Source organism: Rhizobium leguminosarum (genome assembly GCF_002953715.1).
Lineage (GTDB): Bacteria > Pseudomonadota > Alphaproteobacteria > Rhizobiales > Rhizobiaceae > Rhizobium > Rhizobium leguminosarum_V.
This window is the reverse complement of sequence record NZ_CP025012.1, coordinates 42,273-67,355: the sequence shown is the minus strand read 5'-3', so window position 1 is coordinate 67,355 and position 25,083 is coordinate 42,273. Positions and strand designations below refer to the sequence as shown.

29 protein-coding genes are annotated in these 25,083 nt (G+C 61.7%); 11 read left to right on the top strand and 18 right to left on the bottom strand.

The genetic code is table 11. The features are described from left to right. Nucleotides 1-20: 20 nt before the first annotated feature. The gene (locus CUJ84_RS00360; protein ID WP_105004764.1) at nucleotides 21-791 is read right to left on the bottom strand and encodes an isocitrate lyase/PEP mutase family protein; all 771 of its coding nucleotides are present in this window, start codon (nucleotides 789-791) and stop codon (nucleotides 21-23) included. Continuing rightward, nucleotides 788-1,861 (bottom strand): bifunctional transcriptional activator/DNA repair enzyme AdaA, encoded by a 1,074-nt coding sequence (locus tag CUJ84_RS00355; RefSeq protein WP_105004763.1) that lies wholly within the window; start codon nucleotides 1,859-1,861, stop codon nucleotides 788-790. The genes CUJ84_RS00360 and CUJ84_RS00355 overlap by 4 nt, the downstream gene beginning before the upstream one ends. Nucleotides 1,862-1,963: 102 nt before the next feature. Between CUJ84_RS00355 and CUJ84_RS00350 the strand changes: the two genes are divergently transcribed. Together CUJ84_RS00350 and CUJ84_RS00345 are read left to right on the top strand one after the other, a co-directional pair. Further along, nucleotides 1,964-2,689: a pyrimidine 5'-nucleotidase gene (locus CUJ84_RS00350; protein WP_105004762.1), complete on the top strand. Its 726-nt coding sequence runs from the start codon at nucleotides 1,964-1,966 to the stop codon at nucleotides 2,687-2,689. Nucleotides 2,690-2,862: 173 nt separating this feature from the next. Then, a complete protein-coding gene (locus tag CUJ84_RS00345; protein WP_105004761.1) occupies nucleotides 2,863-3,495 on the top strand; it encodes an EF-hand domain-containing protein in 633 nt (210 codons plus the stop codon). Between the two features lie 185 nt (nucleotides 3,496-3,680). Here CUJ84_RS00345 and CUJ84_RS00340 read toward each other — a convergent pair whose 3' ends face one another. Further along, a complete protein-coding gene (locus tag CUJ84_RS00340; protein ID WP_105004760.1) occupies nucleotides 3,681-4,547 on the bottom strand; it encodes an LOG family protein in 867 nt (288 codons plus the stop codon). 192 nt (nucleotides 4,548-4,739) lie between these two features. Between CUJ84_RS00340 and dapD the strand changes: the two genes are divergently transcribed. The 3 genes from dapD to CUJ84_RS00325 all read left to right on the top strand — a co-directional run bounded on the left by dapD (nucleotide 4,740) and on the right by CUJ84_RS00325 (nucleotide 7,478). Then, nucleotides 4,740-5,600, top strand: coding sequence for a 2,3,4,5-tetrahydropyridine-2,6-dicarboxylate N-succinyltransferase (dapD, locus tag CUJ84_RS00335; protein WP_105004759.1), 861 nt, complete (start codon nucleotides 4,740-4,742; stop codon nucleotides 5,598-5,600). A gap of 101 nt (nucleotides 5,601-5,701) precedes the next feature. Further along, nucleotides 5,702-6,895 (top strand): succinyl-diaminopimelate desuccinylase, encoded by a 1,194-nt coding sequence (gene dapE / locus CUJ84_RS00330; RefSeq protein WP_105004758.1) that lies wholly within the window; start codon nucleotides 5,702-5,704, stop codon nucleotides 6,893-6,895. After that, on the top strand, nucleotides 6,882-7,478 hold the full coding sequence (locus tag CUJ84_RS00325; protein ID WP_027681968.1) for a hypothetical protein: 597 nt from the start codon (nucleotides 6,882-6,884) through the stop codon (nucleotides 7,476-7,478). The genes dapE and CUJ84_RS00325 overlap by 14 nt, the downstream gene beginning before the upstream one ends. Nucleotides 7,479-7,503: 25 nt before the next feature. On the opposite strand, the gene truA is transcribed toward CUJ84_RS00325, so the two are convergent. The 6 genes from truA to CUJ84_RS00285 all read right to left on the bottom strand — a co-directional run bounded on the left by truA (nucleotide 7,504) and on the right by CUJ84_RS00285 (nucleotide 12,413). Then, complete coding sequence (truA, locus tag CUJ84_RS00320) at nucleotides 7,504-8,310, bottom strand: tRNA pseudouridine(38-40) synthase TruA (protein ID WP_105004757.1); 807 nt, start codon at nucleotides 8,308-8,310, stop codon at nucleotides 7,504-7,506. Further along, complete coding sequence (fmt, locus tag CUJ84_RS00315; RefSeq protein WP_105004756.1) at nucleotides 8,310-9,245, bottom strand: methionyl-tRNA formyltransferase; 936 nt, start codon at nucleotides 9,243-9,245, stop codon at nucleotides 8,310-8,312. Before fmt ends, truA begins: the two co-directional genes overlap by 1 nt. A 20-nt stretch (nucleotides 9,246-9,265) precedes the next feature. After that, nucleotides 9,266-9,688: a type II toxin-antitoxin system VapC family toxin gene (locus tag CUJ84_RS00310; RefSeq protein ID WP_105004755.1), complete on the bottom strand. Its 423-nt coding sequence runs from the start codon at nucleotides 9,686-9,688 to the stop codon at nucleotides 9,266-9,268. Beyond that, complete coding sequence (locus CUJ84_RS00305; RefSeq protein ID WP_105004754.1) at nucleotides 9,685-9,969, bottom strand: FitA-like ribbon-helix-helix domain-containing protein; 285 nt, start codon at nucleotides 9,967-9,969, stop codon at nucleotides 9,685-9,687. The genes CUJ84_RS00310 and CUJ84_RS00305 overlap by 4 nt, the downstream gene beginning before the upstream one ends. A gap of 64 nt (nucleotides 9,970-10,033) precedes the next feature. Further along, entirely contained in the window at nucleotides 10,034-10,549 is a 516-nt protein-coding gene (gene def, locus CUJ84_RS00300) for a peptide deformylase (protein ID WP_105008049.1), read from the bottom strand. A 367-nt stretch (nucleotides 10,550-10,916) separates the two neighbouring features. Then, the gene (locus CUJ84_RS00285; protein WP_105004753.1) at nucleotides 10,917-12,413 is read right to left on the bottom strand and encodes a globin-coupled sensor protein; all 1,497 of its coding nucleotides are present in this window, start codon (nucleotides 12,411-12,413) and stop codon (nucleotides 10,917-10,919) included. Nucleotides 12,414-12,619: 206 nt separating this feature from the next. On the opposite strand from CUJ84_RS00285, the gene CUJ84_RS00280 reads away from it, so the two are divergent. Both CUJ84_RS00280 and CUJ84_RS00275 read left to right on the top strand, forming a co-directional pair. After that, nucleotides 12,620-13,843, top strand: a complete 1,224-nt coding sequence (locus CUJ84_RS00280; RefSeq protein ID WP_105004752.1) for a DNA recombination protein RmuC — start codon at nucleotides 12,620-12,622, stop codon at nucleotides 13,841-13,843. 80 nt (nucleotides 13,844-13,923) lie between these two features. Next, nucleotides 13,924-14,823 (top strand): ribokinase, encoded by a 900-nt coding sequence (locus tag CUJ84_RS00275; RefSeq protein ID WP_105004751.1) that lies wholly within the window; start codon nucleotides 13,924-13,926, stop codon nucleotides 14,821-14,823. A gap of 159 nt (nucleotides 14,824-14,982) precedes the next feature. On the opposite strand, the gene ptsN is transcribed toward CUJ84_RS00275, so the two are convergent. The 7 genes from ptsN to lptC all read right to left on the bottom strand — a co-directional run bounded on the left by ptsN (nucleotide 14,983) and on the right by lptC (nucleotide 21,305). After that, nucleotides 14,983-15,447 (bottom strand): PTS IIA-like nitrogen regulatory protein PtsN, encoded by a 465-nt coding sequence (gene ptsN / locus CUJ84_RS00270; RefSeq protein WP_105004750.1) that lies wholly within the window; start codon nucleotides 15,445-15,447, stop codon nucleotides 14,983-14,985. A gap of 73 nt (nucleotides 15,448-15,520) precedes the next feature. Continuing rightward, nucleotides 15,521-16,096, bottom strand: coding sequence for a ribosome hibernation-promoting factor, HPF/YfiA family (gene hpf / locus CUJ84_RS00265; RefSeq protein WP_017958734.1), 576 nt, complete (start codon nucleotides 16,094-16,096; stop codon nucleotides 15,521-15,523). A gap of 292 nt (nucleotides 16,097-16,388) precedes the next feature. Further along, a complete protein-coding gene (locus tag CUJ84_RS00260; protein WP_105004749.1) occupies nucleotides 16,389-17,312 on the bottom strand; it encodes a DMT family transporter in 924 nt (307 codons plus the stop codon). Between the two features lie 125 nt (nucleotides 17,313-17,437). Then, nucleotides 17,438-18,997 carry an RNA polymerase factor sigma-54 gene (rpoN, locus tag CUJ84_RS00255; protein WP_105004748.1) on the bottom strand — a complete coding sequence of 520 codons (1,560 nt, stop codon included), beginning with the start codon at nucleotides 18,995-18,997 and terminating at the stop codon, nucleotides 17,438-17,440. A gap of 174 nt (nucleotides 18,998-19,171) precedes the next feature. Continuing rightward, entirely contained in the window at nucleotides 19,172-19,948 is a 777-nt protein-coding gene (lptB, locus tag CUJ84_RS00250; RefSeq protein WP_003556077.1) for an LPS export ABC transporter ATP-binding protein, read from the bottom strand. Between the two features lie 40 nt (nucleotides 19,949-19,988). Next, nucleotides 19,989-20,624, bottom strand: coding sequence for an LptA/OstA family protein (locus CUJ84_RS00245; protein ID WP_018244523.1), 636 nt, complete (start codon nucleotides 20,622-20,624; stop codon nucleotides 19,989-19,991). Between the two features lie 15 nt (nucleotides 20,625-20,639). Further along, complete coding sequence (lptC, locus tag CUJ84_RS00240; RefSeq protein ID WP_027681978.1) at nucleotides 20,640-21,305, bottom strand: LPS export ABC transporter periplasmic protein LptC; 666 nt, start codon at nucleotides 21,303-21,305, stop codon at nucleotides 20,640-20,642. Nucleotides 21,306-21,529: 224 nt separating this feature from the next. Between lptC and sppA the strand changes: the two genes are divergently transcribed. From sppA to CUJ84_RS00225, 3 genes are all read left to right on the top strand, one after another. Then, nucleotides 21,530-22,480, top strand: a complete 951-nt coding sequence (sppA, locus tag CUJ84_RS00235; protein WP_105008048.1) for a signal peptide peptidase SppA — start codon at nucleotides 21,530-21,532, stop codon at nucleotides 22,478-22,480. A gap of 29 nt (nucleotides 22,481-22,509) precedes the next feature. Continuing rightward, on the top strand, nucleotides 22,510-22,809 hold the full coding sequence (locus CUJ84_RS00230; RefSeq protein ID WP_003544934.1) for an integration host factor subunit beta: 300 nt from the start codon (nucleotides 22,510-22,512) through the stop codon (nucleotides 22,807-22,809). Nucleotides 22,810-22,970: 161 nt separating this feature from the next. Continuing rightward, nucleotides 22,971-23,303 (top strand): LapA family protein, encoded by a 333-nt coding sequence (locus CUJ84_RS00225; RefSeq protein WP_105004747.1) that lies wholly within the window; start codon nucleotides 22,971-22,973, stop codon nucleotides 23,301-23,303. Nucleotides 23,304-23,345: 42 nt separating this feature from the next. On the opposite strand, the gene CUJ84_RS00220 is transcribed toward CUJ84_RS00225, so the two are convergent. Further along, the gene (locus CUJ84_RS00220) at nucleotides 23,346-23,780 is read right to left on the bottom strand and encodes a GNAT family N-acetyltransferase (RefSeq protein WP_105004746.1); all 435 of its coding nucleotides are present in this window, start codon (nucleotides 23,778-23,780) and stop codon (nucleotides 23,346-23,348) included. A gap of 37 nt (nucleotides 23,781-23,817) precedes the next feature. Further along, nucleotides 23,818-24,273, bottom strand: a complete 456-nt coding sequence (locus CUJ84_RS00215) for an SRPBCC family protein (protein ID WP_105004745.1) — start codon at nucleotides 24,271-24,273, stop codon at nucleotides 23,818-23,820. Between the two features lie 121 nt (nucleotides 24,274-24,394). On the opposite strand from CUJ84_RS00215, the gene CUJ84_RS00210 reads away from it, so the two are divergent. Further along, nucleotides 24,395-24,985: an NUDIX hydrolase gene (locus tag CUJ84_RS00210; protein ID WP_105004744.1), complete on the top strand. Its 591-nt coding sequence runs from the start codon at nucleotides 24,395-24,397 to the stop codon at nucleotides 24,983-24,985. Nucleotides 24,986-25,083 lie beyond the last annotated feature (98 nt).

Below are 25,083 nucleotides of genomic sequence, written 5' to 3'. Positions count from 1 at the left end.
CGGCCCTCGGGCATTCGACGTCAGAGCAGGCTATAAATCGCCGCCGCCTCCTGTTTCAACTTTTCCATCATCGACCGGTAAGGCCCCGGACCATAACTGACGCGGCCGACGCCGAGCTTGGCGAGCGTCTTCACGTCAGGGGCGCCTGTCCGCATCATGATGTTGACCGGCAGCGACGATGCCGCGCAGATCTTCTCGATCAAGGCGGGATCGATCAAGCCGGGAACGAAGAAGCCGCTGCCGCCGGCGGCCGCATAGGCCTTGCCTCGCTCGATCGCCTCGTCCACCAGTCCGGCATGTTTGGAAAGATCGCTCTCGGCCAGGAAGAGATCGGTGCGGGCATTGATGAAGAAGGGAATGCCCTTGCCTTCCGCCATGGCGCGAATGGCACGGATGCGGGCCGCCTGCCTCTCGGCCGGATAAAGCCCGCCACCGCCGACCACCTGATCCTCGAAATTGATGCCGACGGCGCCGGCCTCCACCAGCTTGGCAACGTTGGCCGCCGCGCCCTCGGGCTCGGCCGAATAGGCGCCTTCGAAATCGACTGAAAGCGGCAGATCGACGACAGCGGTGATGGATTTCGCCGTCTCGACCAGCACCGACATCGGCAGCTTCTCGCCGTCGGCATAACCATGGGCAGCGGCGACCGACCAGCTTCCAGTGGCAAGTGCCTTGGCGCCGGCATCGGCAACCGCCTTCGCCGTCCCGGCATCCCAGATATTGTAGAGAACAACCGGGTCGCCCTTGCGGTGCAATGCGCCGAATGCCTCGGCCTTTTCGTTCTGGTTCATGCTGTCTCCTCCATCTTTGCTTGCGTGCTGATCTTCTCTTCATGCCGCAGCAGCCATTGCTTGCGCCAGAGCCCGCCGCCATAGCCGGTCAGCGAACCATCCGCGCCGAGGATGCGATGGCAGGGCACGATGATGGCCAACTGGTTGGCGCCGTTGGCGCGGCCGACGGCACGCACGACCTCCGGCCTTTCCATCTCCCTTGCAAGATCGCCATAGGCGCGCGTCTGGCCGGCTGGGATATCCATGAGCTTTGCCCAGACGTGCTTTTCGAAGGGCGTGCCGCCAAGGGCCAACGGCGTCTTGAAGACTGTCAGCCGCCCTTCGAAATAATCCCGGATCTCCGCCTCGATCTGGTCGATCGCCGGCGTGCGGCCGATCGCAACCGAGGAGCGGACGCGCTTCTGCAGCGCCTCGAGCTCGGTCGGGAGTGCCTTGCGATCGTGGAATTCGAGAAGGTGGAGATGCGTCTGGTCGGCAACGGCCACCATCGGTCCGAGCGGCGTCTCGAACCAGCCGGCAAAGAGAAGTTCACGGTTCTGCGAGAGCGCCGGCGCTTTGCCGACGAGCCGCTGAAAAGCCGTCCGGAAACCACTTGGAGATTCATATCCCGCCTCAAGCTGCGCATCGATGACGCGCGCGCCATCGGCCAGTTGCCGGGCCGCTTCACCCAGCCTGATATAGCGGACGATATCGTGGAAGGTCATGCCGAGCGCCCGCTTGAAGGCGCGACGCACGGTCGAGGGATCGTGGCCTCGGCGCACGAGTTCATCTTCGGTCCAGCGCAGCTGCGGCTCGCGGTCCAGTGCAGCAAGCAGCTCATCGACGATCGGTTCCCTGCCCGGCTGCTCGAGCGGCCTGCAACGCTGGCATGGGCGGAAGCCGGAATGCATGCAGGCGGCGATCGTGTCGAAAAAGATGGTATTTTCCCGCTTCGGCTTGCGCGCCGGGCAGGTCAGACGACAGAAGATGCCTGTCGTCTTCACGCAGACATAGGCCTGACCCTCATAATCGGCGCTGCGCGCGATCAGGGCATCATAGAGCGTATCATCATCGGGGCGTTCGAAAAGCATGACCACTTTCTAGCACCGTGCACCTGCGCCGTCCGCCGAAAATCGGGCGTCTATTCTTTCTTGTCGATTTCCTTGGCGGATAAGCCGTGCCATAAGACCGCCATGACCAAGATCGACCGCACGCCTGATAAAACCGATTTCGAGCACGTCACAGACTGGGTCTTCGACCTCGACAACACGCTCTATCCGCATCATGTCAATCTCTTCGCTCAGATCGACAAGAACATGACCGCCTATGTCGCGGCACTCCTGCAGATGGAGCGGGAAGAGGCGCGCAAGCTGCAGAAGCAATATTACCTCGAGCATGGCACGACGCTGCAGGGCCTGATGATCCATCACGGCATCGACCCGAACGACTTCCTCGAAAAGGCACATGCGATCGACTACACGGCGCTGACGCCGCAGCCGGAACTCGGCGAGGCGATCAAGGCGCTGCCGGGGCGCAAATTCATCTTCACCAATGGCAGCGTCAAGCATGCCGAAATGACGGCGGAGGCGCTCGGCATTCTCGAGCATTTCGACGACATCTTCGATATCGTTGCCGCCGACTATGTGCCGAAGCCGGCGCAGGCGACCTACGACAAGTTCATGGCGCTGAAGCGGGTCGAAACCACCAAGGCGGCCATGTTCGAGGATCTGCCGCGCAACCTGACGGTGCCAAAGGCGCTCGGCATGCAGACGGTGCTGCTCGTGCCGCGCAATCTGGAAGAGACGGTCGTCGAATGGTGGGAAAAGACCAGCGGCGAGGAGGATCATATCGATTTCGTCACCGACGATCTCGCCGCTTTTCTCCGCAAGATTATCGGCCTCGGCAGGGTTGCCGGCTGACGGCTTTAGGTCTTTATTTGATGCATGTCGTAGTCCCAGAACCGCTGCACAGTTTTGGGCGACATGCATTAGATTACCAAGTTTTCACTCAGCTTACCGATGTTTAATTGGGTCTTCCGGGGCTGCGGCCATATCTTCTTTCGTGAGGGGACACCTTACGAAAGGCAAACACGATGTACCGCAACAAGCTGATACTGGCCGCGCTTTCCTCTACCCTCATCTTCGGCGCAACCGCCGGGACAGGTTTTGCCGCACCCGGTGACGGGCCGCGCCAGCACCCCGGCATGCACGGTCCGGGGGCTGCCGCCTTCCGCGAAATCACCTATGTCCGCATGCTCAAGCAATTCGACGCGAACAAGGACGGAAAGGTCTCCAAGGATGAGGCCACCGCCGGCATCGACAAGATCTTCGCCGCGATCGACACCAATAAGGACGGTTCGCTGACACCGGGCGAAATCCGTGAGTACCGGAAAACGCAGATGCAGGCGATGCGAGATCAGCGCAAGCAGGAGGCTGGCGAAAACAAGGATGCGAATGCCGCGGCCGCTACACCCGAGATCGCAGACAACAATGACCAGGGACGGCCGCGCGACGGCCACGACGGTCGTGACGGACATCGCTGGATGCACCATGGCGGCAACATCATGCGTGCCTCGATCATGATGCGTCGGGTCGACACCGACCAGAACGGCCAGATTTCCAAACAGGAAGCCACAGCCGCCTTCGATAAGCTGTTCACCCGGATGGACAGCAACAAGGACGGCGTCATCTCGATCGACGACATGCCGGACCGGCCGCTGCTCTAGAACAAGATTTTTGGCCGGATCGGCCTAAAATCTGAATCCTGTTCTAAATTAAAGAGTGAGAGCATGATGTCGTCCGAAAACCGCTCACACTTTTCGGCATCATGCTCTAAGGCCGGACGACGACTTGCCCTTGCCTTTCCCCGCCTCGGCGGGGAGAGGCTCCGCAGCGGGTCCCTGCGAAGCGCCTATTCGCGGGGTTCGTAGAAATCCTGGACGATTTTCCATGCGGCTTCGGCCGTATCGACGAAGCTGATCAGCTTGACGTCGTCGGGCGCAATCGTGCCGAATTCCGCCAATGCGTCGAAATTGATGATGCTCCGCCAGAACGCCTCCCCGAAAAGGATCAGCGGCAGGCGCTCCATGCGGCCGGTCTGGATCAGCGTCAGGCATTCGAAGAATTCGTCGAGCGTTCCGAAGCCGCCGGGAAAGACGGCGATCGCCTTGGCGCGCACCATGAAATGCATCTTGCGGATGGCGAAATAATGGAAGTTGAAGCTGAGTTCCGGCGTCACATAGGCGTTCGGCGCCTGCTCGTGCGGCAGCACGATGTTGAGGCCGATCGAAGGGGCGCCCTCGTCGGCCGCGCCGCGATTGCCCGCCTCCATCACGCCGGGGCCGCCGCCGGTGACGATGACATATTCGTGGAAATTGAAGGTGGCAGAATATTTCGAGCAGAGCCGGGCAAATTTTCGCGCCTCATCATAATAGACGGAGGCCGCCTCCAGGTTGACGCGCTGGATATCGTTGCGGGCTGCCCAGGCGCTCTGGCCGGGGGCGGGAATACGGGCGCCGCCGAACATGACGACGGTCGACTTGATGCCGCGTTCGGTCAGCATCATCTCCGGCTTCATCAGTTCCAGCTGCAGGCGGATCGGCCGCAGCTCCTCGCGGCAGAGGAAATCCTCGTCGACATAGGCAAGGCGGTAGGCAGGCGACATCGTCTGCGGTGTCTTCGGCACGGCTTCGGCGCGCTGCCTGTCGGTCGAGCTGCTCTTCAGCGGGTCCCATACGCCATCCTTGCGCCGCGAACCGCCGTTTCGTCCCTTCGCCATGTCGAAATGCCTTTCGGTATTGCCGGCTACGAAGCCGGATATGTCGCTACAACGCCTTGAATCCAGGTATCATCTTGTCGGAAAAATCATTCCGTTCTACGGCTTCATGCTGTAGAGCAGGGTAAACCCCGCCAACCGCACTTCCGGAGACACCCCGTCTCCACGATAAAGATCGAAGTTTAAGGAATTCTCATGAGCGCCACCGACCTCGCATCCCTCGAAAAGATCATCGAAGCCGCCTTCGACAATCGCGACAATGTGAACACGTCGACGAAGGGCGAGGTTCGCGATGCGGTCGAATCAGCACTCGATCTGCTCGATGCCGGCCAGGTCCGCGTCGCCGAACGCTCCGCCGACGGTGCCTGGACGGTCAATCAATGGCTGAAGAAGGCCGTGCTCTTGTCCTTCCGCCTCAACGACATGGATGTGGTGAAGGGCGGCTCGGGCAACTCGACCTGGTGGGACAAGGTTCCTTCGAAATTCGAAAACTGGGGCGAGAACCACTTCCGCGCCGCCGGCTTCCGCGCTGTGCCGAACTGCGTCGTGCGCCGCTCGGCCTATATCGCCCCGAACGCGATCCTGATGCCCTCCTTCGTCAATCTCGGCGCCTATGTCGGCGAAGGCACGATGGTCGATACCTGGGCAACGGTCGGCTCCTGCGCGCAGATCGGCAAGCATGTGCATCTCTCCGGCGGCGTCGGCATCGGCGGCGTCTTGGAACCGATGCAGGCCGGCCCGACGATCATTGAGGACAATTGCTTCATCGGCGCCCGTTCCGAGGTGGTCGAAGGCTGCATCATCCGCGAAGGCTCGGTGCTCGGCATGGGCGTCTATATCGGCAAGTCGACCAAGATCGTCGACCGCGCCACCGGCGAGGTGACCTACGGCGAAGTGCCGCCCTATTCCGTCGTCGTCGCCGGCTCGATGCCGTCGGGCAATGCGACGATGGGCAACGGCCAGCCGGCGCCGCATCTCTACTGCGCCGTCATCGTCAAGCGCGTCGATGAGAAGACCCGCTCGAAGACCGGCATCAACGAGCTGCTCAGAGATTGATGACACCGGGACGTTGATCCGGTAAACAGACGGCGTCTTTTTACGCGAGGCGGCCCCGCCTTGCCATGTCTTTGCCATTCCCGCCGGATAGTTCGACCGCCATGACCGCTACCGACCCCGTCGCCAATCTCCAGACACTGATTCGCTGCCCGTCCGTGACGCCCGCCGAAGGCGGCGCACTGTCGGCGCTGGAGGCAATGCTTGCGCCGCTCGGCTTTATGGTCGACAGAGTGAAGGCGAGCGAAGAGGGAACACCTGACATCGAAAACCTCTATGCCCGCCTCGGCAAGGATGGCCCGCATCTGATGTTTGCCGGCCATACCGATGTCGTGCCGGTCGGCGACGAAGCCGCCTGGACGCATCCGCCGTTTGCCGCCGAGATTTCCAAGGGCGAGCTTTTCGGCCGCGGCGCCGTCGACATGAAGGGCGGTATTGCCTGTTTCGTCGCCGCCGTCGCCCGCCATATCGAGAAAAACGGGCAGCCCAAGGGCTCGATTTCCTTCCTGATCACCGGCGACGAGGAAGGGCCGGCGATCAACGGCACGATCAAGCTGCTGCAATGGGCGGCCGAACGCGGCGAAAGCTGGGATGCCTGCCTCGTCGGCGAGCCGACCAATCCGGACAGGCTCGGCGACATGATCAAGATCGGCCGGCGTGGCTCGCTGTCGGGTAAAATCACCGTTCACGGCGTCCAGGGTCATGCCGCCTATCCGCATCTTGCCGACAATCCGGTGCGCGGCATGCTGCAACTCACCCACGCGCTGATGAACCCGCCATTTGACGGCGGCACCGACGATTTCCAGCCGTCGAACCTCGAAGTGACCACGGTCGATGTCGGCAATCCGGCGACCAACGTCATTCCGGCCAAGGCATCGGCAAGCTTCAACATCCGCTTCAACGACAGCTGGACGGTCGAGACGCTGCGCGCCGAAATCCTGCGCCGTCTGGAAGCCGCCGCCCGGGATGGCGCGTTGCGGCCGGGCCGCGAACCGGTGGCCTACGATATCGTCTGGGCCGATCGGCCGAGCCATGTCTTCCTGACCCGCAACAATGCGCTGATCGCTTCGCTGTCTTCAGCCGTCGAAAGCGTTTCCGGCCAGTCGCCGCGGCTTTCGACCACCGGCGGCACATCGGATGCGCGATTCATCAAGGATTATTGCCCGGTCGTCGAGTTCGGTCTCGTCGGCCAGACGATGCACATGGTCGACGAGCGCGTCGCTGTCGCCGATCTGGAGATACTGACGGCGATCTACGAAACCTTCATCGCCCGCTGGTTCGCCAATGCCGGGCTTTAGGGAGGTTCAATATTACCTGGCCGGCCTCTGGCTGCTGATCCGGCTGGATCCGCGCGGCTTCCGCTACCTCGATATGTCCGAGCGCGGCGTCAACCGTTCGTTCTGGGCAATGCTCTGGTGCCTGCCGCCGATGGGTATTTCCTGGCTCTGGTGGCGACAGGCCTTCCTGCGGTCGATGCCGCCGGAAGCCGATGTCAACTTTGCCTTCTATATGAGGCTCGGCCTCGTCGAGGTCGCCAACTGGTTCGTGCCGCTGGTCTTTGCCGGGCTGCTGCTGCTTGCCGTCCGCATGGGCGAGCGTTTCGCCCCGGTCGTCGTCAGCGTCAACTGGCTCGGCGTGCCGCTCTCCTATATCAACGGGCTGCTGCTGGCGCTGGTGTTCTTCCTGCCCGGCTCCGTCGGCCTCGTCTCGCTGCTGCTGCTCGCCTTCATGCTGGCGCAGGTCTTCGTGCTGGCGCGCATCCTCCGGATGATCTGCCACGGTCACGCGCTGATGGTCGGGGCGCTGACACTGGTGCTGCTCGTGCCATCGATGATCCTTTCGGAATATCTGCAGCACTTCCTCGGCATCTATCCCGCCTGATCAAGCTCCTGCTGGAGCGGTATTTTCATGACGGATCATCATCGGTATCGGTATCGGTGACTGGCCGTCGGCGGTCGACGATCACCTCGGGATAATCCACCTGCATGAAATAGAGCCCGTCCGGCGGCGCCACCGGGCCGCAGGCCTTGCGGTCGCGCGCCTTAAGCGCCGCCTCGACATCATCGGGCGTCCATTTGCCTTCGCCGGCGAGCTTCAGCGTGCCGGCGAAGGAACGGATCTGGTTGTGGAGAAAACTCTGCGCCGTGGCGCGGATCTCGATCAGCTCGCCGTTGCGCGTCACATCCAGCCGGTCGAGCGTGCGCACTGGGCTGTTTGCCTGGCAATGGGCGGCGCGGAAGGTGGAGAAATCGTGCCTGCCGACCAGCCTCTGGGCGGCAGCGTGCATGACCTCGTGATCGAGCACCTTCGGCACCCACCAGGCCTTGCCGGCTTCGAGCGCCAGCGGCGCCCGGCGACTGACGATGCGATAGAGGTAATGGCGCCGCAGCGCTGAAAAGCGCGCATCGAAGAATTCGGCAACAGCCTCGACGTCGAGTATGGAGACGCGCTCGCCGGCGAGCCTCAGATGCGCGTTCAACGCATTCTGCAGCTGGTAGGGCGACCACTCCTTCGAAAGTTCGGCATGGATCACCTGCCCCATGGCGTGGACGCCGGAATCGGTGCGTCCCGCGCCGCGGATCGACACCGTCTCGCCGGTCAGCGACAGCACCGCGGCCTCGATCGCGCCCTGCACCGAGGGGCCGTTCTCCTGCCGCTGCCAGCCGACATAGGGGCCGCCGTCATATTCGACGGTCATGCGGAAACGCGGCATCAGGTAAGCCTCGTGCCCGCCGCAAGTGGCGTGCCCCTAAGGAAATCGGCCGCCGCCAGCGGTTTGCCGCCGGCCTTCTGCAGCCTGGCCAGCCGCACCGAGCCCGAAGCGCAGGCGACCACGAGATCATCGGTCAGCAATTGGCCGGCAGCACCCTGCCCTTCAGCCAGCTCGGACCCCAGCACCTTCACCCGCTCCGGTTTGCCGCCGATTTCGAGCTCGAACCAGGCCCCCGGAAACGGCGCCAGGCCGCGGATGTGATTGTGCACGTCCCTGGCATCCCTGGAAAAATCGATGCGCGTCTCGGCCTTGTCGATCTTGGCGGCATAGAGCACGCCGTCTTCCGGCTGCCGCGTCAGCGGCAGGTCGTTCATCTCGAGTTTCACCATGGCCTCCGCCATCGCCTTGGCGCCCACGAGCATCAGCCGGTCGTGCAGCTCGCCAGCCGTCATGTTCGGGCTGATCTCGACCTCGCGGGTCAGTGCGACGGCGCCGGTATCCAGACCCTTGTCCATCTTCATCACCATCATGCCGGTCTTTGCGTCGCCGGCCATGATCGCCCGCTGGATCGGAGCAGCACCGCGCCAGCGCGGCAGCAGCGAGGCATGGCCGTTGTAGCAGCCATCTCTTGTGCCGTTCAAAATCGCTTCCGGCAGCAACAGCCCGTAAGCAACGACGACGCCGACATCGGCATTGAAAGCGCGAAACCTCTCGCGCTCCTCGGGGTCCTTGAAATTGACCGGGGTGAAGACCGGCAGGCCGAGCAGTTCGGCCGCCTGATGCACCGGCGATTTCTGCAGATCGAGGCCGCGCCGCCCGCCCGGCCGTGGCGGCTGCGTATAGACCGCAACGATCCTGTGCCCAGCATCGACGAGCAGGCGCAGGGTCGGGACCGAGAACTCCGGCGTTCCCATGAAGATGATGCGAAGAGACATTTTATCTCGCCAATTGAGGATCAGCCGTCTTCAAACGGGTTTACGAGCTTGAGATCAAGCCCCTCGAAATCTCTGGTGTTGCGGGTCGCAAGCGTCGCGCCGTTTGCAAGGCAGATGGCGGCAATCATAGCATCCTGGACCGAAATAGGCCGCCCCATGCTTTCGCGTTTCGCTCGCAAGCGACCGGTTGCCATAGCCGTTTCCAAATCCCAGCCGACGATACGATCGCGAAACTGGCCTTTCACCAAATTCTCGATCGCGCGAAAGAAGCGGTCCGATCCTGTCTTCAAGAAAACCCTTTCGGCTCCGTAAATCTGCTCCATCAAACCGACCGTGCAAAGCCAGATTCTCGAGCCATCCTGCCGCAATATCCAGGCCTTCACCTTTTCATTCGGCAATGACCTGGCGAACTCGGAAATCACATTCGTATCGAGAACGATCATTCGAAATCCTCGAACGGCCGGCCGAAATCCTTTTTCCGCGTGGCCTCGATTTCGTCCATGATTGCAGGGAATTCATCGTCCACTGCGTTTTCGCTGACGAAAGCGGCGCGTATTGCTTCATACGTCGACAACGTCTCGGGCCTTGCTTCGGTTTTTCTTTTCAGCGCTTCCCGCAGAAGCTCCTTGGCCTCGTCAGAAAGGCTGTTTCCGCTCCGCTGCGCCGATTCCGCAATGTCTCGCTTCATTGCTTCGGAAATATTTCTGATCAGAAAATCACCCATTCGGCAGCTCCATCATGATATCAGTGATATCATAGTGCCTCGCCGGTGAATTTTCAACGCAGCGTCAGAGCGCCTTGGACTTCGCCGCCTTGGTGAATTTCTTGATCACCATCTCCCGCTTCAGCCGCGAGATATAATCGATGAACAGCACGCCGTTCAGGTGGTCGATCTCGTGCTGCAGGCAGGTGGCGAGCAGACCGTCGGCTTCGACGGTCTGTTCCTTGCCGTTGCGGTCGAGATATTTGACCGAGACGACAGCCGGGCGCTCGACCTCGGCATAATAATCCGGAATCGAAAGACAGCCTTCCTCATAGACGGAGCGCTCGTCGGAGGATTTGACGATCTCAGGATTGATGAAGACCTGCGGCTGCTTTTCCTCGCCCTCGCGCGAGATGTCGATGACGAGCATGCGGCGCGGCACGCCGATCTGGATGGCGGCAAGGCCGATGCCCGGCGCGTCGTACATGGTTTCCAGCATATCGTCGGCAAGACGCTGCAGCTCGGAGTCCACCCGCTCGATCGGCTTGGACAGCTGGCGGAGAACGGGATCGGGAAGAATGATGAGTGGCTTGATGGTCATGGCGTTCCCATAACCCATCTTTTCCGACTATGGAATTATCCGGCAGGCGGGGAATACGCTTTTTTGCATCCCCGCCTGGAATTTCGCCATAGAGCCTTTCCTGGTCAGCTTGAAACATTCTGTTGGCTCAAACGGAGTCGGATGGTCGACCGGCCGGCGCGCGTCGTAGCCAAGCTCTACGGCCAAGCCGGCCGGTCGATCAGCCGGCCCGTTTCAGCCAACCCGAAGGGCCGGGCATCTTTCCGCCAGGGCAAAGGCGATCGGCTCGGACGTACCTTGGGGTATGCCTTTCGCCAATCGCCTTTGCCCTGACGAAAACCTGCTCCGGCAGAATGCTTCAAGCTGACCAGGAAAGGCTCTATTCGCCTCAGGCCGCCCGGCGGGCAGCACTGGCGGAACGGCCCTCCGGCCGGGCGCGGAAGCGCCGCAGCAGCTCGATCAGGGTTTCCACCTCGTCCTTGAGACGGCGGGTTTCCGCCGAAGAGTGCTCGACCATGTCCGAATTCTGCTGGGTAATCGCACCCATGTTGCGGACGGCGACGCTGACCTCGTTGACGCCGGTCGCCTGATCGCGGGCGGCGGCGGCGATATCGGCGACGAAACGGTTGATGATGTCGATGCGGCTGATCATGTCGTTTAGCGCTTCGCCGGTGCTGGAGACGATGCCGACGCCCTGATTGACCTGGGTCGAGCTCTGCGAGATCAGGTTCTTGATCTCCTTGGCCGCTTCCGCGGTGCGCTGGGCGAGCTGGCGGACTTCCTGAGCGACGACGGCAAAACCCTTGCCGGCATCGCCGGCGCGGGCCGCCTCGACGCCGGCGTTCAGCGCCAGCAGATTGGTCTGGAAGGCGATCTCATCGATGACGCCGATGATCTTGGAGATCCCGGTCGAGGATTTCTCGATGCCGGCCATCGCCGAGACGGCGCTGGTGACCAGTTCGCCGGAGTTCTTCGCCTTCTCTTGCGTCTCGCGCACGGCGTCCGAAGCCTTCTCGGCATTGGCGGCCGTCTGGCCGACGCTGACGGACAGCTGCTGCAGGGCGGCCGAACTCTGCTCGACTCCTGCCGCCTGCTGGGCAGTGCGCAGCGCCAGATCGTTGGTCGCATTGGAAATGACGTCGGCGCCGCTCATGATATGGCCCGAGGTCTCGCGCACAGAGGCGAAGGACTGGCGAAGGGCGCTGACGGCGCGGTTGTAGTCCTCGGCCATCTGCCGGAAATTGCCCGGCAGGTCGGACGGCAGGGTGGCTTCGAGATCGCCGTTCGACAGCGCTTCCAGACCGCGGCGCAGCTGCTCCAGCGCGATCGCCTGATCGGATTCGGCCTGGGCACGCTCTTCTTCCAAGACGCGGCGCTTTGCTTCGAGCGTCTCGAGATAGACCGAGATGGAATAATCCATGTCCAGCATGCCAGCCTTGATGACGGCCGACAGCTTCTCGGCCAACTGCTTGCCTTGCTGGCGCCCGAAGATCGACGGCCACTGCTTCTCCATGATGCCTTTGACGAGCTCGGACATGACGATGGCGTAACCGCCAATATACCAGCGCGGCTCCAGCCCGATGCGGGCGTGCGTCCGGCCGACCGCGGTCACGCCGTTGACATAGCTCTCGTCGAACGCGCCGCCGGCCAGATTGGCCCAATGATCCTGCTGGCGCTTCTTGGCATAGCCGACATGGTTCTTATCGGCGAAGAAGCCTGCGACAGCGGGGGTCTTGGCGATCTTGGCGTAGAATTTATCGAGGGCGCCGCCGATCAGCTCTGATATGACAGGGCGCAGATCCCGCATCGACTTGCGCGCTGCATCATCCAGTTCGATGAAATCGAGGCGCTGCCTGAGGGCATTGTCGGTCTGCTGGGCGGTCATGGGGATCTCTGTACTTGGCGCGACGTGCGCGGGAAGGAATTTCTGCGCCGCAGGTTTTGGCCAATATGGTTGAGCAATCGTTAAATCGTACGGCGATTTCTTCTCCCCGAGCGAGGAAGAGCGATAGCTTGCGCGGATATTGGGGGCCGCCCATTCCGTTCACGTTTTGATCTATATATTGCCGTTTCTTCTGTTATGCTCGCGGCATGACCATCCATTCCGAATCGCTCGCCCTTGCCCTTGCCTCGATCAGCCCGGCCATGCTGGCGCTTATCGGCGGGGTCCTTGCCGTCCTCTTCGTGCTGGTGATCGTGCTTCTCCTGCGCGGCGCCGGCCTTCGCCGCGAGCAGGCGGAGGAAGCGAGCTTTCGTGCTGAGGAAAACGAAGCGCGGATGGCCGAGCTTTTAAAGATCCAGGCGGAGATGCAGGGCCGCATCGCGGCGATGACCGAGGTCTTCGGCGCGCGGCAGAGCGAACTCAATCAGACGATCAGCCAACGCCTCGACGGCATGTCGCAGCGCGTCAGCTCGACGATCACCGAGCAGACCAAATCGACGCATGAGAACCTGCAGCGGCTGCAGGAGCGGCTGGCGGTCATCGATGCCGCGCAGAACAATATCCAGACGCTCGCCAAGGATGTCGTCGGGCTGCAGGCCATTCTGTCCAACAAGCAGACGCGCGGCGCCTTCGGCCAGTCCAGGATGGAAACGATCGTTGCCGACGGCCTGCCGATGGGCGCCTATGCCTTCCAGCAGACGCTGTCCAACGGTTCGCGGCCGGACTGCACGATCCGCATGCCGAACGGCGCGCCGCCGCTGGTGATCGACGCGAAATTTCCACTCGAAGCCTGGAACGCGATCCGCGACGCCGACAGCCCCGAGGCCGGCAAGATCGCCGGCCAGCAATTCCGCCGCGACATGGAGGTCCATATAAGGGACATTTCCGAGAAATATCTGATCCAGGGGGAAACCCAGGATACGGCCTTTCTCTTCGTACCGTCCGAATCGATCTTCGCCGAGATCCACGAGCACTTCGAGCCGGTGGTGCAGAAGGCGCATCGCGCGCGCGTCGTCATCGTCTCGCCGTCGCTGCTGATGCTGTCGATCCAGGTCATCCAGGCCGTGCTCAAGGATCAGCGCATGCGGGCGCAGGCACATCTGATCCAGGGTGAGGTGGCGATCCTGATGGACGATCTTAGCCGCCTCGACGAGCGGGTGCGCAAGCTGCAGGGCCATTTCGCCATGGCGCAGAAGGATATCGACATGGTGGTCACGTCAGCCGACAAGCTCACCAGGCGCGGCGCCAAGATCGAAGCGCTGGAATTCGAGGCAGGCGGCGATGCCAAGCCCGCCCGCGACAGCGAAGCCGCGGCCAAATCGGTGGAAAGCCGCACCGGTCTTCTGAAGCTGCGGGTGGTTGACGAGGAGTGACCGCTTCGGGCAGTGTCTCGCCCGCATGAAACAGGTGGAGCCTGATTTCACTTGCAGGCTCCAGAAGACGGGACACTTTCATGATCACAGTTTTCGGGTCCATCAACATGGATCTCATCGCCACGACCGAGCGCCTGCCGAAGCCCGGCGAGACGGTGGCCGGCAACGGCTTTGCCACGGCCGCCGGCGGCAAGGGCGCCAACCAGGCGCTGGCGGCCCGGCGCGCCGGCCGCTACGTGCACATGGCCGGCGCCGTCGGCAAGGATGCTTTCGCTGCGGAAGCGCTGGCCCTGCTCGATGATGCAGGTACCGACCTTTCTCTCATCAAACATGTCGACGGTCCCACAGGCACGGCGCTGATCCTTGTCGGCGGCGACGGCGAAAACATGATTGCGGTCGTTCCCGGCGCCAATGGCCAGGTCACGCCCGCCGATGCCGAGCAGGCAATCGGCCGCATGAACGAAGGCGATATCCTGATGCTGCAGCTCGAAGTGCCGGCTGCTGCCGTCGAACGCGCGCTGTCGGCCGCCCGCGCCAAGGGCGTCACCAGCATCCTCAACCTCGCGCCGCTGATCCCCGATGCCCCGCGTCTCGGCCGGCTCGCCGATATCGTCATTGCCAACGAGACCGAATTCGAGCGGCTTGCCGGACAGGAAGGCATGGACGCCGCAGCGCGCGAGGCCGCACTTGTGCGCCTGCATACGGAGACGGGCCAGACGCTGATCGTGACGCTCGGCGGCGATGGGGTCATCGCCATCCGCGACGGGGCGATTTCAAGGGCGCAGGGTCTCAAGATCGAACCCGTCGATACGGTCGGCGCCGGAGACACCTTCTGCGGCTATTTCGCCGCGAGCCTCGACGACGGCCTCGATTTTGTCTCGGCGCTGCGCCGTGCGGCGGTTGCCGGTTCGCTCGCCTGCCTCAAGGCCGGAGCGCAACCATCGATCCCCTTGAGCGAGGAAGTCGCAGACAGGATATAGCCGCGTCCCTTGGCGAAACGGCCGCCGGAACGGGTTTTGCCGTCGTCGCCCACAGCTGGGAAGAGTTTTGATCGTTCAGCGCATCATAATGCGAAAGGCGCCTGAGAGATCAGGCGCCTTTTTGCATTCGAGAACCGATGCGTTATCGCACGACGTGCGTCAGGCAGCGTTCGACGCCTGCTCTTCGTTGAGGAAGGCATAGATCGCCTGGGAGGAATCGGTGGCGCGCAGCTTGGCGACCAAATCGTGATCACGCAGCACGCGGGCGATCCGCGACAGAGCCTTGAGATGATCGGCGCCCGCCCCTTCCGGCGCAAGCAGCAGGAAGACGAGATCGACCGGCTGGTCGTCCAGCGCCTCGAAATCGACCGGCTGCTCCAGCCGGGCGAAGATGCCGACGATCGAATGGATGTTGACCAGCTTGCCGTGGGGAATGGCGATGCCGTTGCCGACGCCCGTCGAGCCAAGGCGCTCGCGCTGCAGGATGACGTCGAAGATCTCCCGTTCGGAGAGCCCGGTGATCCTGGCGGCTCTTGCGGCCAACTCCTGAAGCAGCTGTTTCTTGGAATTTACTCTGAGGGCGGGAATGATCGCATCCTGATGGAGCAAATCTGCCAATGCCATTTCCTTTTCCTTCTGTCGCCGGGATCAGATAATGCAAGGAGCGGCGGCAATACCGCCGCTCACCACCCTGATCTCAGCCTTTGATACTGGCTGAATCGATCCAGCCAATATTTCCGTCGTGCCGACGGTAAACGATGTTCAGATGTTCCTTGCCGGGGCTGCGGAACAGGAGAAGCGGCTCGTCGGTCATGTCGAGCGCCATCACGGCGGTGGCGACCGACATGGTCTTCAGCTGCTTCGTGCTTTCAGCGACGATCGCCGGAGCGAAATCGTCGGCGATTTCATCATCGTGATCAGGAACGGAATCCATAACCGTGTAGGAGACCTCTGCAAAACCATTCAGATGGTTTCCGGCGTGATGGTCCTTCAGCTTGCGCTTGTAACGCCGCAGCCGTTTTTCGATCCGCTGGGAGGCGGCGTCGAAAGCCAACTGCGGGTCGGTCGCCTCGCCGGCCGCATGCAACACCACCCCGCTGTCGAGATGCAGCTTGCAATCTGCCGAGTAACGAGAACTCGCCTTTTCCACGGTCACCTGGCCGGAATATCCCCCGTCGAAGTATTTCGTGATGGCCATACCAATTTGGTCCTCGATCTTTTGACGGAAGGATTCACCAATTTCCATATGTTTCCCGGATACACGCACACTCATGGAGTTTCCCTTCTTATGGTCGTTTGCGGGTATCAGTTTACGCCAAGCCTCAGGTTCATCCAAGCACTTCGCGCAATCTCAAGCAAGATCGGCTTAGGCCTGCGGGTCCTTGGTGCCTTGGGGATGATGGGGATAACTCCAGATGCCGTTCACGGCACCGATTGCGGCGCGCTTCTAGCCATAGGTTACCGAAAAGTCAATAGGGCGACGAATCACCCCCAGCGGCACTCGGGCAACGTGTGTCGGACGCCTTGCGGGGTAACGCATGCCGCCGATCACTACCCGATCCACTTTACGCGTTTCGCGCTTGCGTTGTGCTCACCCTTGCGGGGATCGTCATAGCGGCGACACCTGCTATGACGCAGACGAGTCCGATCCAGGCCGTCGAGCTCAGCCTTTCGCCGAGGAAGACGATGCCGATCGCAACACCGATCGGCACTCTGAGATAGGCTTGCGAGGTGGTTCCGACCGAGCCCAGCGTCTGGATAAGACGGAAATAGATCGTAAAGGCGAGCGCCGTCGAGAAGGCGGAGAGGGCAAGCAGCGCCAGCATCGATGCTGCCGAGGGATCGAGCTCCCACGGCCGATCGACGACGAGGCTCATCGGCAAGAGAATGACCGCGCCTGAGATCAACGAGCCGGCCGCCGGCACTGCGGGATCGAGCCCCTTGAAGTTCTTGCTGAAAATCGCGGCACCTGCATAGCAGATGGTCGCCAGGATGATGGCGAGCTGCGCAATCAGGCTTTCGCCGAGACCGCCGAGCGCTTCGACGCCGATGACGAGGCAGATGCCGGCAAGCCCGGCCATGACGCCGAAAAGCCGTCGCAGCGTCACCTGCTCATGGCGGGTCATCAGCACGGTCAGCAGGAAGGCGAAGATCGGCGTTGCCGAATTCAGGATCACCGCCAATCCGGCATCGACGGACTGTTCCGCCCAGGCGATCAGCGTGAAGGGAACGACGCTGTTCAGACAGGCCTGAACGAAAAACCGCTGCCAGGTCGCACGATCGCGTGGCAGGCGGACACGCCGGTGGCGCAGCACAGCCAGCAGAATGCCGCCGGCAATCAGCGTGCGGGCGGCGATCAGCGTTATGGGTGGGATCGTCTCGACGCCGATCTTGATGAAGCTATAGGAGGAACCCCAAAGGGTCGCCAGCACCAGCAGCAGGAAAAGCTCCCTGGCAAGGTTCGGATTTTGCGGCATCATCGTCGGCATTCGATCTTCATTCAAGACAATTCAAAGGGTTGCAGCGCCCTGCGTCTGAAAAGACGCAGGGCGCTGGAGAGGAATATCGGGTTTTACCGGCAGGATGCTTCGATCCAGGTCGAAGCATGACAGCGTCAGAAGCCGGCGACCTTGGCGAGCGCCCGCTTCTCGCGGCGGCGTTGGACCGAAGAGGCGATGTTCATCGCCTCCCGGTATTTCGCAACCGTGCGGCGGGCGAGATCGACGCCGCCCTTCTTCAGCATGTCGACAATATCGTCATCGGAAAGCACCGCCTCCGGGCTCTCCTGCAGGATCAGCGCACGGATCTTGTGACGCACGGCCTCAGCCGAATGGCTATCGCCGCCAGCGACGGCGCTGATCGAGACAGTGAAGAAATATTTGAGTTCGAAGAGGCCGCGCGGCGTCAGCATATATTTGTTCGACGTGACGCGGCTGACTGTGGATTCATGCATCTTGATCGCCTCGGCGACCGTCTTCAGGTTCAGCGGGCGCAGATAGTCGACGCCGTGCAGCAGGAAGGCGTCCTGCTGGCGGACGATTTCGCTTGCCACCTTCATGATGGTTTTAGCCCTCTGATCGAGGCTGCGCGTCAGCCAGTTGGCGGTCTGCAGGCAATCGGAGAGGAAGGCGTGATCCTCGCCGTTCTTTGTCACCCGGGAAAAATAGGACTGGTTGACCAGCACGCGCGGCAGCGTATCCGGATTGAGCTCGACCAGCCAGCCGCCATCCGAGGAGGCTCTGACGACCACATCCGGCATGATCGCTTCGGAAACACCTGCCTCGAAACCGCTGCCGGGCTTCGGATTGAGCTGGCGGATCTCGCCGAGCATGTCGAGAAGATCCTCCTCATCGACGCCGCAGAGTCGCTTCAACGTGGCGAAATCGCGCCGGGCGAGCAGTTCGAGGTTTTCGACCAGCACCTGCATGGCGGGGTCGTATCGGTCTTTCTGCCTGAGCTGGATCGCCAGGCATTCGGCAAGGCTGCGGGCGAAAACACCCGGCGGATCGAGGCTCTGGAGGGTGGCGAGCACGCGCTCGGCCTGTGCGAGGCTCGTGCCCAGCCTCTCGCCCGCCTCGACGATATCGGCCTGCAGATAACCGCAATCGTCGAGCTGGTCGACGAAATTCTGCGCGATCAGCCGGTCGGCCATGTCAGGCAGGACGAAGGGGATCTGCTGGGCGAGATGATCGCGCAGCGATACCTGGCCGGCAACGAAATCGTCGAGATCGTAGTCGGCGCCCTCGCCGCTGCCCGGCATCGATTTCCACTGGCTGACGAGCTCGGGCGCATCGAGGCGCTGCGGGGCGCCGTCATCAGGAAAGACATTGGTGTAATTGGCGTCGAGTTCGTCGTTCAGCCGGCTCGTGCTGGCACTGCCGCCATTGTCATACCAGTCGCTGGAGAGCGCCTCGGCGCGGTTGTCATAGCCATCGTCCGACCCGGCATCCTCCGGCTGATGAGCATATTGCTCATCTTCGCTTTCGCCGCGTTCGCCGGCCGCCTCGCCGTCATTCGACGGAAATTCGAGCAGCGGGTTCTTCTCCACTTCCATGGCGATGAACTGGTTGAGTTCGAAATGAGTCATCTGCAGCAACTGGATGGATTGCATCAGTTGCGGTGTCATCACCAGGGACTGGGTCTGGCGCAGGAAAAGATTGGCGGACAGTGCCATGACGGACGCGAAACTCCCCTCGATTCCTCCGGGAAACCGCGTCCGATCAAGGCTTCAGGCCACGGAAATCCAAGTTGGCCCAAAAATTGCTTTTTTATTGTATTTGGTCAAGCGGAACTATGCCGACAAGGTGAATTTCTGCGGGCCGCCTGGTATCAGAGGCTGAACCCGGTATCAGAGGCTGAAATTGTCGCCGAGGTAGAGCCGGCGCACTTCCGGATTGTTGACGATGTCGTTCGCCCGGCCATGGGTCAGCACCTCACCGGCATGGATGATGTAGGCGCGGTCGATCAGACCCAGCGTCTCGCGCACATTGTGGTCGGTGATGAGAACGCCGATGCCGCGCGCCGTCAGGTGGTGAACGAGATTCTGGATGTCGGCGACCGAGATCGGGTCGACGCCGGCGAAGGGTTCGTCGAGCAGCATGAAGGTAGGGTCGGTCGCAAGCGCACGCGCGATTTCAAGGCGGCGGCGCTCACCGCCGGAAAGCGCGACGGCGGCACTCTTGCGCAGCTTCTGGATATGGAACTCCTCCAGCAGCTCGTTCAGCTTCTGCTCGCGCTCGGCCTTGTCCTTCACATGCACTTCGAGCACGGCGCGGATATTCTCTTCCACCGTCAGCCCACGGAAGATCGAGGCTTCCTGCGGCAGGTAACCGACACCGAGACGCGAGCGGCGGTACATTGGCATGGTCGTGACGTCGTTGCCGTCGATCTCGATCGTGCCTTCGTCCACCGGCACAAGGCCGGTGATCATATAAAAACAGGTGGTCTTGCCGGCGCCGTTCGGGCCGAGCAGGCCGACGGCCTCGCCACGGCGCACCACCAGGGAGACGCCGTTGACGACGCGCCGCGTCGCATAGGTCTTCGTCAGACCGCGGGCGATCAACGTTCCCTGATAACGGCTCTTGTCGGCGGCACCCGCAGCTTGTGGCCCGGGCTTGCCGAACATGGTGGATAGCGATGATAATTTCACGTGGGAGGCCGGCTTCTCAGTTCTGCTTCTGCTGCGGTGTATTCGGCTTCGATTTCGGATCGAGCTGAATTTGGACACGCCCGCCGCAGCTTTCAAGCTCCGCCTGGCCAGTCTGCATGTGAACCGTCAGTTTGCAGCCGGTGAAAACGTTCGGCCCGTCCGACAGGATAACCTTGTTCCCCTCATCTGCCGTGAGGATGAATGTCTGCGAGGCCATGTCGAAATTGCCGTCATCGGCGGTCGCCGTCTGCGTGCCCGAGGTCAAGAGGACCTTGTCCGTCACCAGGATCTTGTCGATATCAGCACTTCCCGATGCAAGCGAGGCCGACTGCTCCGGCTGGGCAGCGGGTTGCGCCCCGTCGGCAGCCGGCTTTGCCGCCTTGTCCTTGTAATAGACGGTCATCTTGCCGGACTGCATCGTCGTCGTGCCTTGGACGACCTTGACCTTGCCGGTGAAGAGCGCGGTGTGTTCCTGGTCATGGATCTCAAGCTTGTCGCTTTCGATCTGGATCGGCTGGTCGTTGGAAAGCTTCATGCCCGACATCGTGGTCGACTGCGCACCCGCGCCCGAGGCCGTCAGAATAAGGGCAAATGCGCCGGCAACGAATGCCATGCCTGTCTTGCAAGTGGAAATGCGACAATCTTTTGTCATGGATGACCCGGCTGGTTAAGTGCCCTGTTTATGGATGGTGGATGGATCGACATTCATGCGAACATTCCCCTCGAATGTGATCACCCGCCCCTTATCGGTTATCTCCATCGTCTGCGCAACAATGGAGGCATTGTCCTTGGTGATGGTGACGGGATCGTCGCTCCGCATGTTTCCGCCCTTGATGTCGAGCTGGGCGGACTGGAAATTCGCATTGAGGCCGCTGCTCAGCACCAGGGTGAAGGGGGCCGTCATATGCAGATTGTCGGTAGCGCGGTTGTAATCGGCGGTCGAGGCGACGACGCGGGCGATCAGGCCGTCATTCATCGGCACGGCGGCCTTGATGGTTTCGAGCGTGATGAGATTGGGATTGCGGATGTCCTGAAGCGCCCTTTCGGCCAGCATCGAATAGTTGATGCCGTCGGAATTGCGGCCGGCGATCGCCGGCTTTTCCATCACGACCTTGCCGTTCTCGATCTTGGCGCCTTCCAACTTGATGTTCTCGGGCAGATAGATGCGGACCAACGCCACCGCGGTGAGGCTCGCTGCGATGACCAGGGCCGCCACCGGCAGCAATATTTTCAGCCGCCGCACGCGGGCGGAATGGAACAACGCATCGCCATAGGCATTCTTGCCCGACCCTGAATAGGCGGCATGTCCGTTGTTCTTCAGGGTATCGAGCATAGGCCTCGTCCATGTGCGGTGATCGCCGCGCCTTCATAACAAAGCCGGCCGCCAATCACAGTTCGTTTCGCATTATTACATTGGCTTGCCAATATGGAATTTTTTCTGCAACAAGCAACCAAACGGAAAAACATTGAAAAGTGGCATTCGTACGGGCCGCTGCACCCTATTTCACCGGATCGATCGGCGCCATGCCGAAGCCGGTGCCAGCGCTGGAGGTTTCTATGGACAGTTCGATCATCGCGGATCGCCGGCGGCTGCGCCGTAAGCTCGGCTTCTGGCGCCTCATCGCGGTGGCCCTCATCGTGGCACTTGGCTTCGCCTTTTACCGCTTCGCCCTCGGCGATGCCGGGACGGAGCGCCCGCACATCGCCCATGTGACGATATCGGGGCTGATCGTCGATGACGACGAGCTGCTGGAGCGGCTGAAGAAGGTCGAGACCAGCGACCAGGTGAAGGCAGCAGTGATTTCGATCTCCTCGCCCGGCGGCACGACCTATGGCGGCGAAAAAATCTTCAAGGCGATCCGTGCGATATCAGCCAAGAAGCCTGTCGTCTCCGACGTGCGCACGCTTGCCGCCTCCGCCGGCTACATGATCGCCACCGCCGGCGATACCATCATTGCCGGCGACAGCTCGATCACCGGCTCGATCGGCGTCATCTTCCAGTACCCGCAGATCCAGCCGCTGCTCGACAAGATCGGCGTCTCGCTGCAGGAGATCAAGTCTTCGCCGCTGAAGGCCGAGCCCTCGCCCTTCCACGAGGCGAGCGAGGAAGCCAAGGCGATGATCCGCAACATGGTGGTCGACAGCTATAACTGGTTCGTCGATCTGGTCGCCGACCGGCGCAAACTGCCGCGCGACGAGGTGCTGAAACTGGCCGACGGCACGATCTATACCGGCCGCCAGGCGCTGAAGGTGAAACTCGTCGATGCAATCGGCGGCGAGGCTGAGATCCGTGCCTATCTGACATCGCGCGGCGTCGACGGCGATCTGCCGATGGTGGACTGGGACAAGAAGAGCAATACGCCCTTTCTGCTCGCGGGGGCTGTTTCGCGGTTGATTACGATCTTCGGTTATGATGATCTCATGAAAACCCAGGATATCAATGGAATCCTGCCCCCAAAGTTGCTTCTTGACGGGCTGCTTTCAGTTTGGCAGGTTGGCCGCGATTGATAAGAAATCAATAATTTAAGGGGGCGAATGTGATCAAGTCCGAATTGGTGCAGATTGTTGCGGCACGCAACCCGCATCTCTATCATCGCGACGTCGAGAATATCGTCAACGCGGTTCTCGACGAGATCACGGATGCACTGGCTGCGGGTAACCGAGTCGAATTGCGCGGCTTTGGCGCCTTTTCGGTCAAGAACCGCCCTTCGCGCTCCGGCCGCAACCCGCGGACCGGCGACACCGTCTTCGTCGAGGAGAAGTGGGTGCCCTTCTTCAAGACCGGCAAGGAGCTGCGCGAGCGGCTCAATCCCGGCCAAGCCGACGAAGAGGATTGAGCCGTCGCTGCCTGCGGCGAAACCGCACTTGAACTCGAGGGCCGTTTTCCTATTCTGGTAACGCATCGTGCTTTGCGCGTCTTACAAAGACGCGTGGCGCTGTAAGCATGAAACGCGCCCTTCAAAAAAGACCGGCGCAATCTGCCGCGTGGAGACCTCAAATGGCCAAGAAGATCGTCAACCTGTTGATTCTGCTGCCGCTCGGCGTCATTCTCATCGTCTTCTGCGTCGCCAACCGGCAGAGCGTCACGCTCGCCTTCAATCCGTTCCGGCCGGATGATCAGGTGCTTGCGGTTTCCGCGCCCTTCTTCGTCTTCCTGTTCATCGCCCTGATATCAGGCATGCTGATCGGCGCGGCCGCCACCTGGTTCAGCCAGGGCAAACACCGCAAGCGCGCCCGCACCGAGGCCAAGGAAGCCATCCGCTGGCAAAGCGAGGCCGACCGCCACAAGAACCGCGCCGAGGAAATCGCCGGGCAGCTGCCGGCGCGGTAAAACTGGTCAATATTCGACTGGCTGGGCATTTCGGCGGCCCCGTCAAACCGGAAAAAAGCTCAGTTCCTCATAGTCGCCCTCCGGCGACGTGCCGTTGCCGGTCACATGGAAACCATGGGAGAGGTAGAACGCCTTTGCCCGCCGGTTCTTCACCAGACATTTCAGCCGGTAGCGGTGTTGCGGCCATTCCGGCAGCGCGTGCAGCAGCGCCGTGCCGGCGCCCTGACCCTGGAATTCCGGGCTGATATAGAGCATGTGGATGAAATCGTCCTCCGGCCAGAGCGACAGGAAGCCGGCTACGCTGCCGTTTTCATGCGCGCAGACGAAGACCGTCTCGCCATTGGTATGGGCGGCGAAATCCTCGCGATGGAACTTGCCGGGATCGACCCAGACGAATGTTTCGCGGCGCACGGAAAGATAAATCTCCGCGAGCATTTCCTGGTCTTCCGCCCGCGGCGGCCTGATGGTCCACGTCATGATGCCGATTTAAACACCCCCCCGGCCCGCGCCAAGCCTAACCGGCCGCCATCTTCGCGACGACGGCGGCATTGAAATCCGAAAAGAACCCTTCGGCGAGCTTTTGCGAGGTCGAATCGAGCAGACGAGCGCCGAGCTGGGCGAGCCTGCCGCCGAGTTCGGCTTTCGAGCGGTAGTGCAGGATGGTCTCGGCACCCCTTTCCTCAAGCACGATATCGGCGCTGCCTCTGGCGAAGCCGGCAAGACCGCCCTTGCCTTCGGCCGACAGCGTATAGCTCTTCGGCGCGTCGACATTGGAAAGCGTCAGCAGCCCGTGGAAGGTGGCGGACAGCAGGCTGAACTTGACCTTGATCGTCGCCTCGAAGGCGCTCGGCGACAGCCGCTCGATGCTCTGACAGCCTGGAATGCAGCCACGCATGATGTCGGGATCGTTGAGTGCTGCCCAGACGACGTCCCGCGGCGCGGCGATGCGTTCTTCGCCGGTGAAATCCATTCGATGGCCCCATCTTCGATTCGCTCATCTTATCCCAGCGGGAAAGCGCTTTGCCAAGGCGGGGCGGAATGTTATCTGCCGGGTTCCGACGACACACATCTGACACACAAGGGATGGGCCGATGACCGACGAACTGAAGCCCTGGAGCGTGACGGCAAGCCGGATCACCTATGAAGACCGCTGGATCCGGGTCCGGAGCGACGATTGCGTCACCGCCGATGGAACCGTCATCGCGCCCTTTCATGTGCTGGATTATCCCGACTGGATCAACGTCATCCCTGTGATGCCCGATGGGCAGGTGCTGCTGACGCGGGAATACCGGCACGGCCGCGGCGAGATCGTGCTCGGTCTCGTCGCCGGCGGCGTCGAACGCAGCGACAGCAACACCGGCGATGCGGCGTTGGCGGCAGCCCGGCGCGAGCTCCGGGAGGAAACCGGCTATGAAGCCGCGACCTTCGTCAAGCTGCTCACCTCCTATCCGAATGCCGCCAGCCACAGCAATATGGTAACGAGCTGGCTGGCGCTCGGCCTGAGCAAGGCCGGCGAACCGTCTTTCGACCCCGGCGAGAAGGTCGAGCTGCTGTTTGCAGATCTTGCTGCCATCCTTGGCGACCTGCAGTCCGGTGCCGTCATCATGCAGTCGATGCATGTCGCAGCCCTCTATGCGGCGGAAAGCTGGCTTCGCACACAGGCCTCCGAGGGCTTGAAATAGGCAACGCGTCGGGAGAACCCGCTCCTCTTGCCGGGGCTTGGCCGGCTGCGCAGTTGATCCGCCACGCTTTTCTGGGCTACTGCATATTCAAAGTGCTG

Coding starts and splice junctions, on each gene's coding strand:
- lptB (WP_003556077.1), bottom strand. CDS start 19,948: ATGTTCGGCAAGCCCGGGCCACAAGCTGCGGGTGCCGCCGACAAGAGC.
- CUJ84_RS00210 (WP_105004744.1), top strand. CDS start 24,395: ATGACCGACGAACTGAAGCCCTGGAGCGTGACGGCAAGCCGGATCACC.
- CUJ84_RS00340 (WP_105004760.1), bottom strand. CDS start 4,547: ATGGCGAAGGGACGAAACGGCGGTTCGCGGCGCAAGGATGGCGTATGG.
- CUJ84_RS00220 (WP_105004746.1), bottom strand. CDS start 23,780: ATGACGTGGACCATCAGGCCGCCGCGGGCGGAAGACCAGGAAATGCTC.
- CUJ84_RS00355 (WP_105004763.1), bottom strand. CDS start 1,861: ATGCTTTTCGAACGCCCCGATGATGATACGCTCTATGATGCCCTGATC.
- CUJ84_RS00215 (WP_105004745.1), bottom strand. CDS start 24,273: ATGGATTTCACCGGCGAAGAACGCATCGCCGCGCCGCGGGACGTCGTC.
- CUJ84_RS00225 (WP_105004747.1), top strand. CDS start 22,971: ATGGCCAAGAAGATCGTCAACCTGTTGATTCTGCTGCCGCTCGGCGTC.
- CUJ84_RS00360 (WP_105004764.1), bottom strand. CDS start 791: ATGAACCAGAACGAAAAGGCCGAGGCATTCGGCGCATTGCACCGCAAG.
- hpf (WP_017958734.1), bottom strand. CDS start 16,096: ATGAGTGTGCGTGTATCCGGGAAACATATGGAAATTGGTGAATCCTTC.
- CUJ84_RS00310 (WP_105004755.1), bottom strand. CDS start 9,688: ATGATCGTTCTCGATACGAATGTGATTTCCGAGTTCGCCAGGTCATTG.
- ptsN (WP_105004750.1), bottom strand. CDS start 15,447: ATGGCATTGGCAGATTTGCTCCATCAGGATGCGATCATTCCCGCCCTC.
- CUJ84_RS00350 (WP_105004762.1), top strand. CDS start 1,964: ATGACCAAGATCGACCGCACGCCTGATAAAACCGATTTCGAGCACGTC.
- CUJ84_RS00285 (WP_105004753.1), bottom strand. CDS start 12,413: ATGACCGCCCAGCAGACCGACAATGCCCTCAGGCAGCGCCTCGATTTC.
- rpoN (WP_105004748.1), bottom strand. CDS start 18,997: ATGGCACTGTCCGCCAATCTTTTCCTGCGCCAGACCCAGTCCCTGGTG.
- CUJ84_RS00345 (WP_105004761.1), top strand. CDS start 2,863: ATGTACCGCAACAAGCTGATACTGGCCGCGCTTTCCTCTACCCTCATC.
- def (WP_105008049.1), bottom strand. CDS start 10,549: ATGACCATCAAGCCACTCATCATTCTTCCCGATCCCGTTCTCCGCCAG.
- CUJ84_RS00325 (WP_027681968.1), top strand. CDS start 6,882: ATGCCGGGCTTTAGGGAGGTTCAATATTACCTGGCCGGCCTCTGGCTG.
- lptC (WP_027681978.1), bottom strand. CDS start 21,305: ATGCTCGATACCCTGAAGAACAACGGACATGCCGCCTATTCAGGGTCG.
- sppA (WP_105008048.1), top strand. CDS start 21,530: ATGGACAGTTCGATCATCGCGGATCGCCGGCGGCTGCGCCGTAAGCTC.
- CUJ84_RS00305 (WP_105004754.1), bottom strand. CDS start 9,969: ATGGGTGATTTTCTGATCAGAAATATTTCCGAAGCAATGAAGCGAGAC.
- dapE (WP_105004758.1), top strand. CDS start 5,702: ATGACCGCTACCGACCCCGTCGCCAATCTCCAGACACTGATTCGCTGC.
- truA (WP_105004757.1), bottom strand. CDS start 8,310: ATGCCGCGTTTCCGCATGACCGTCGAATATGACGGCGGCCCCTATGTC.
- fmt (WP_105004756.1), bottom strand. CDS start 9,245: ATGTCTCTTCGCATCATCTTCATGGGAACGCCGGAGTTCTCGGTCCCG.
- CUJ84_RS00280 (WP_105004752.1), top strand. CDS start 12,620: ATGACCATCCATTCCGAATCGCTCGCCCTTGCCCTTGCCTCGATCAGC.
- CUJ84_RS00275 (WP_105004751.1), top strand. CDS start 13,924: ATGATCACAGTTTTCGGGTCCATCAACATGGATCTCATCGCCACGACC.
- CUJ84_RS00245 (WP_018244523.1), bottom strand. CDS start 20,624: ATGACAAAAGATTGTCGCATTTCCACTTGCAAGACAGGCATGGCATTC.
- dapD (WP_105004759.1), top strand. CDS start 4,740: ATGAGCGCCACCGACCTCGCATCCCTCGAAAAGATCATCGAAGCCGCC.
- CUJ84_RS00260 (WP_105004749.1), bottom strand. CDS start 17,312: ATGCCGACGATGATGCCGCAAAATCCGAACCTTGCCAGGGAGCTTTTC.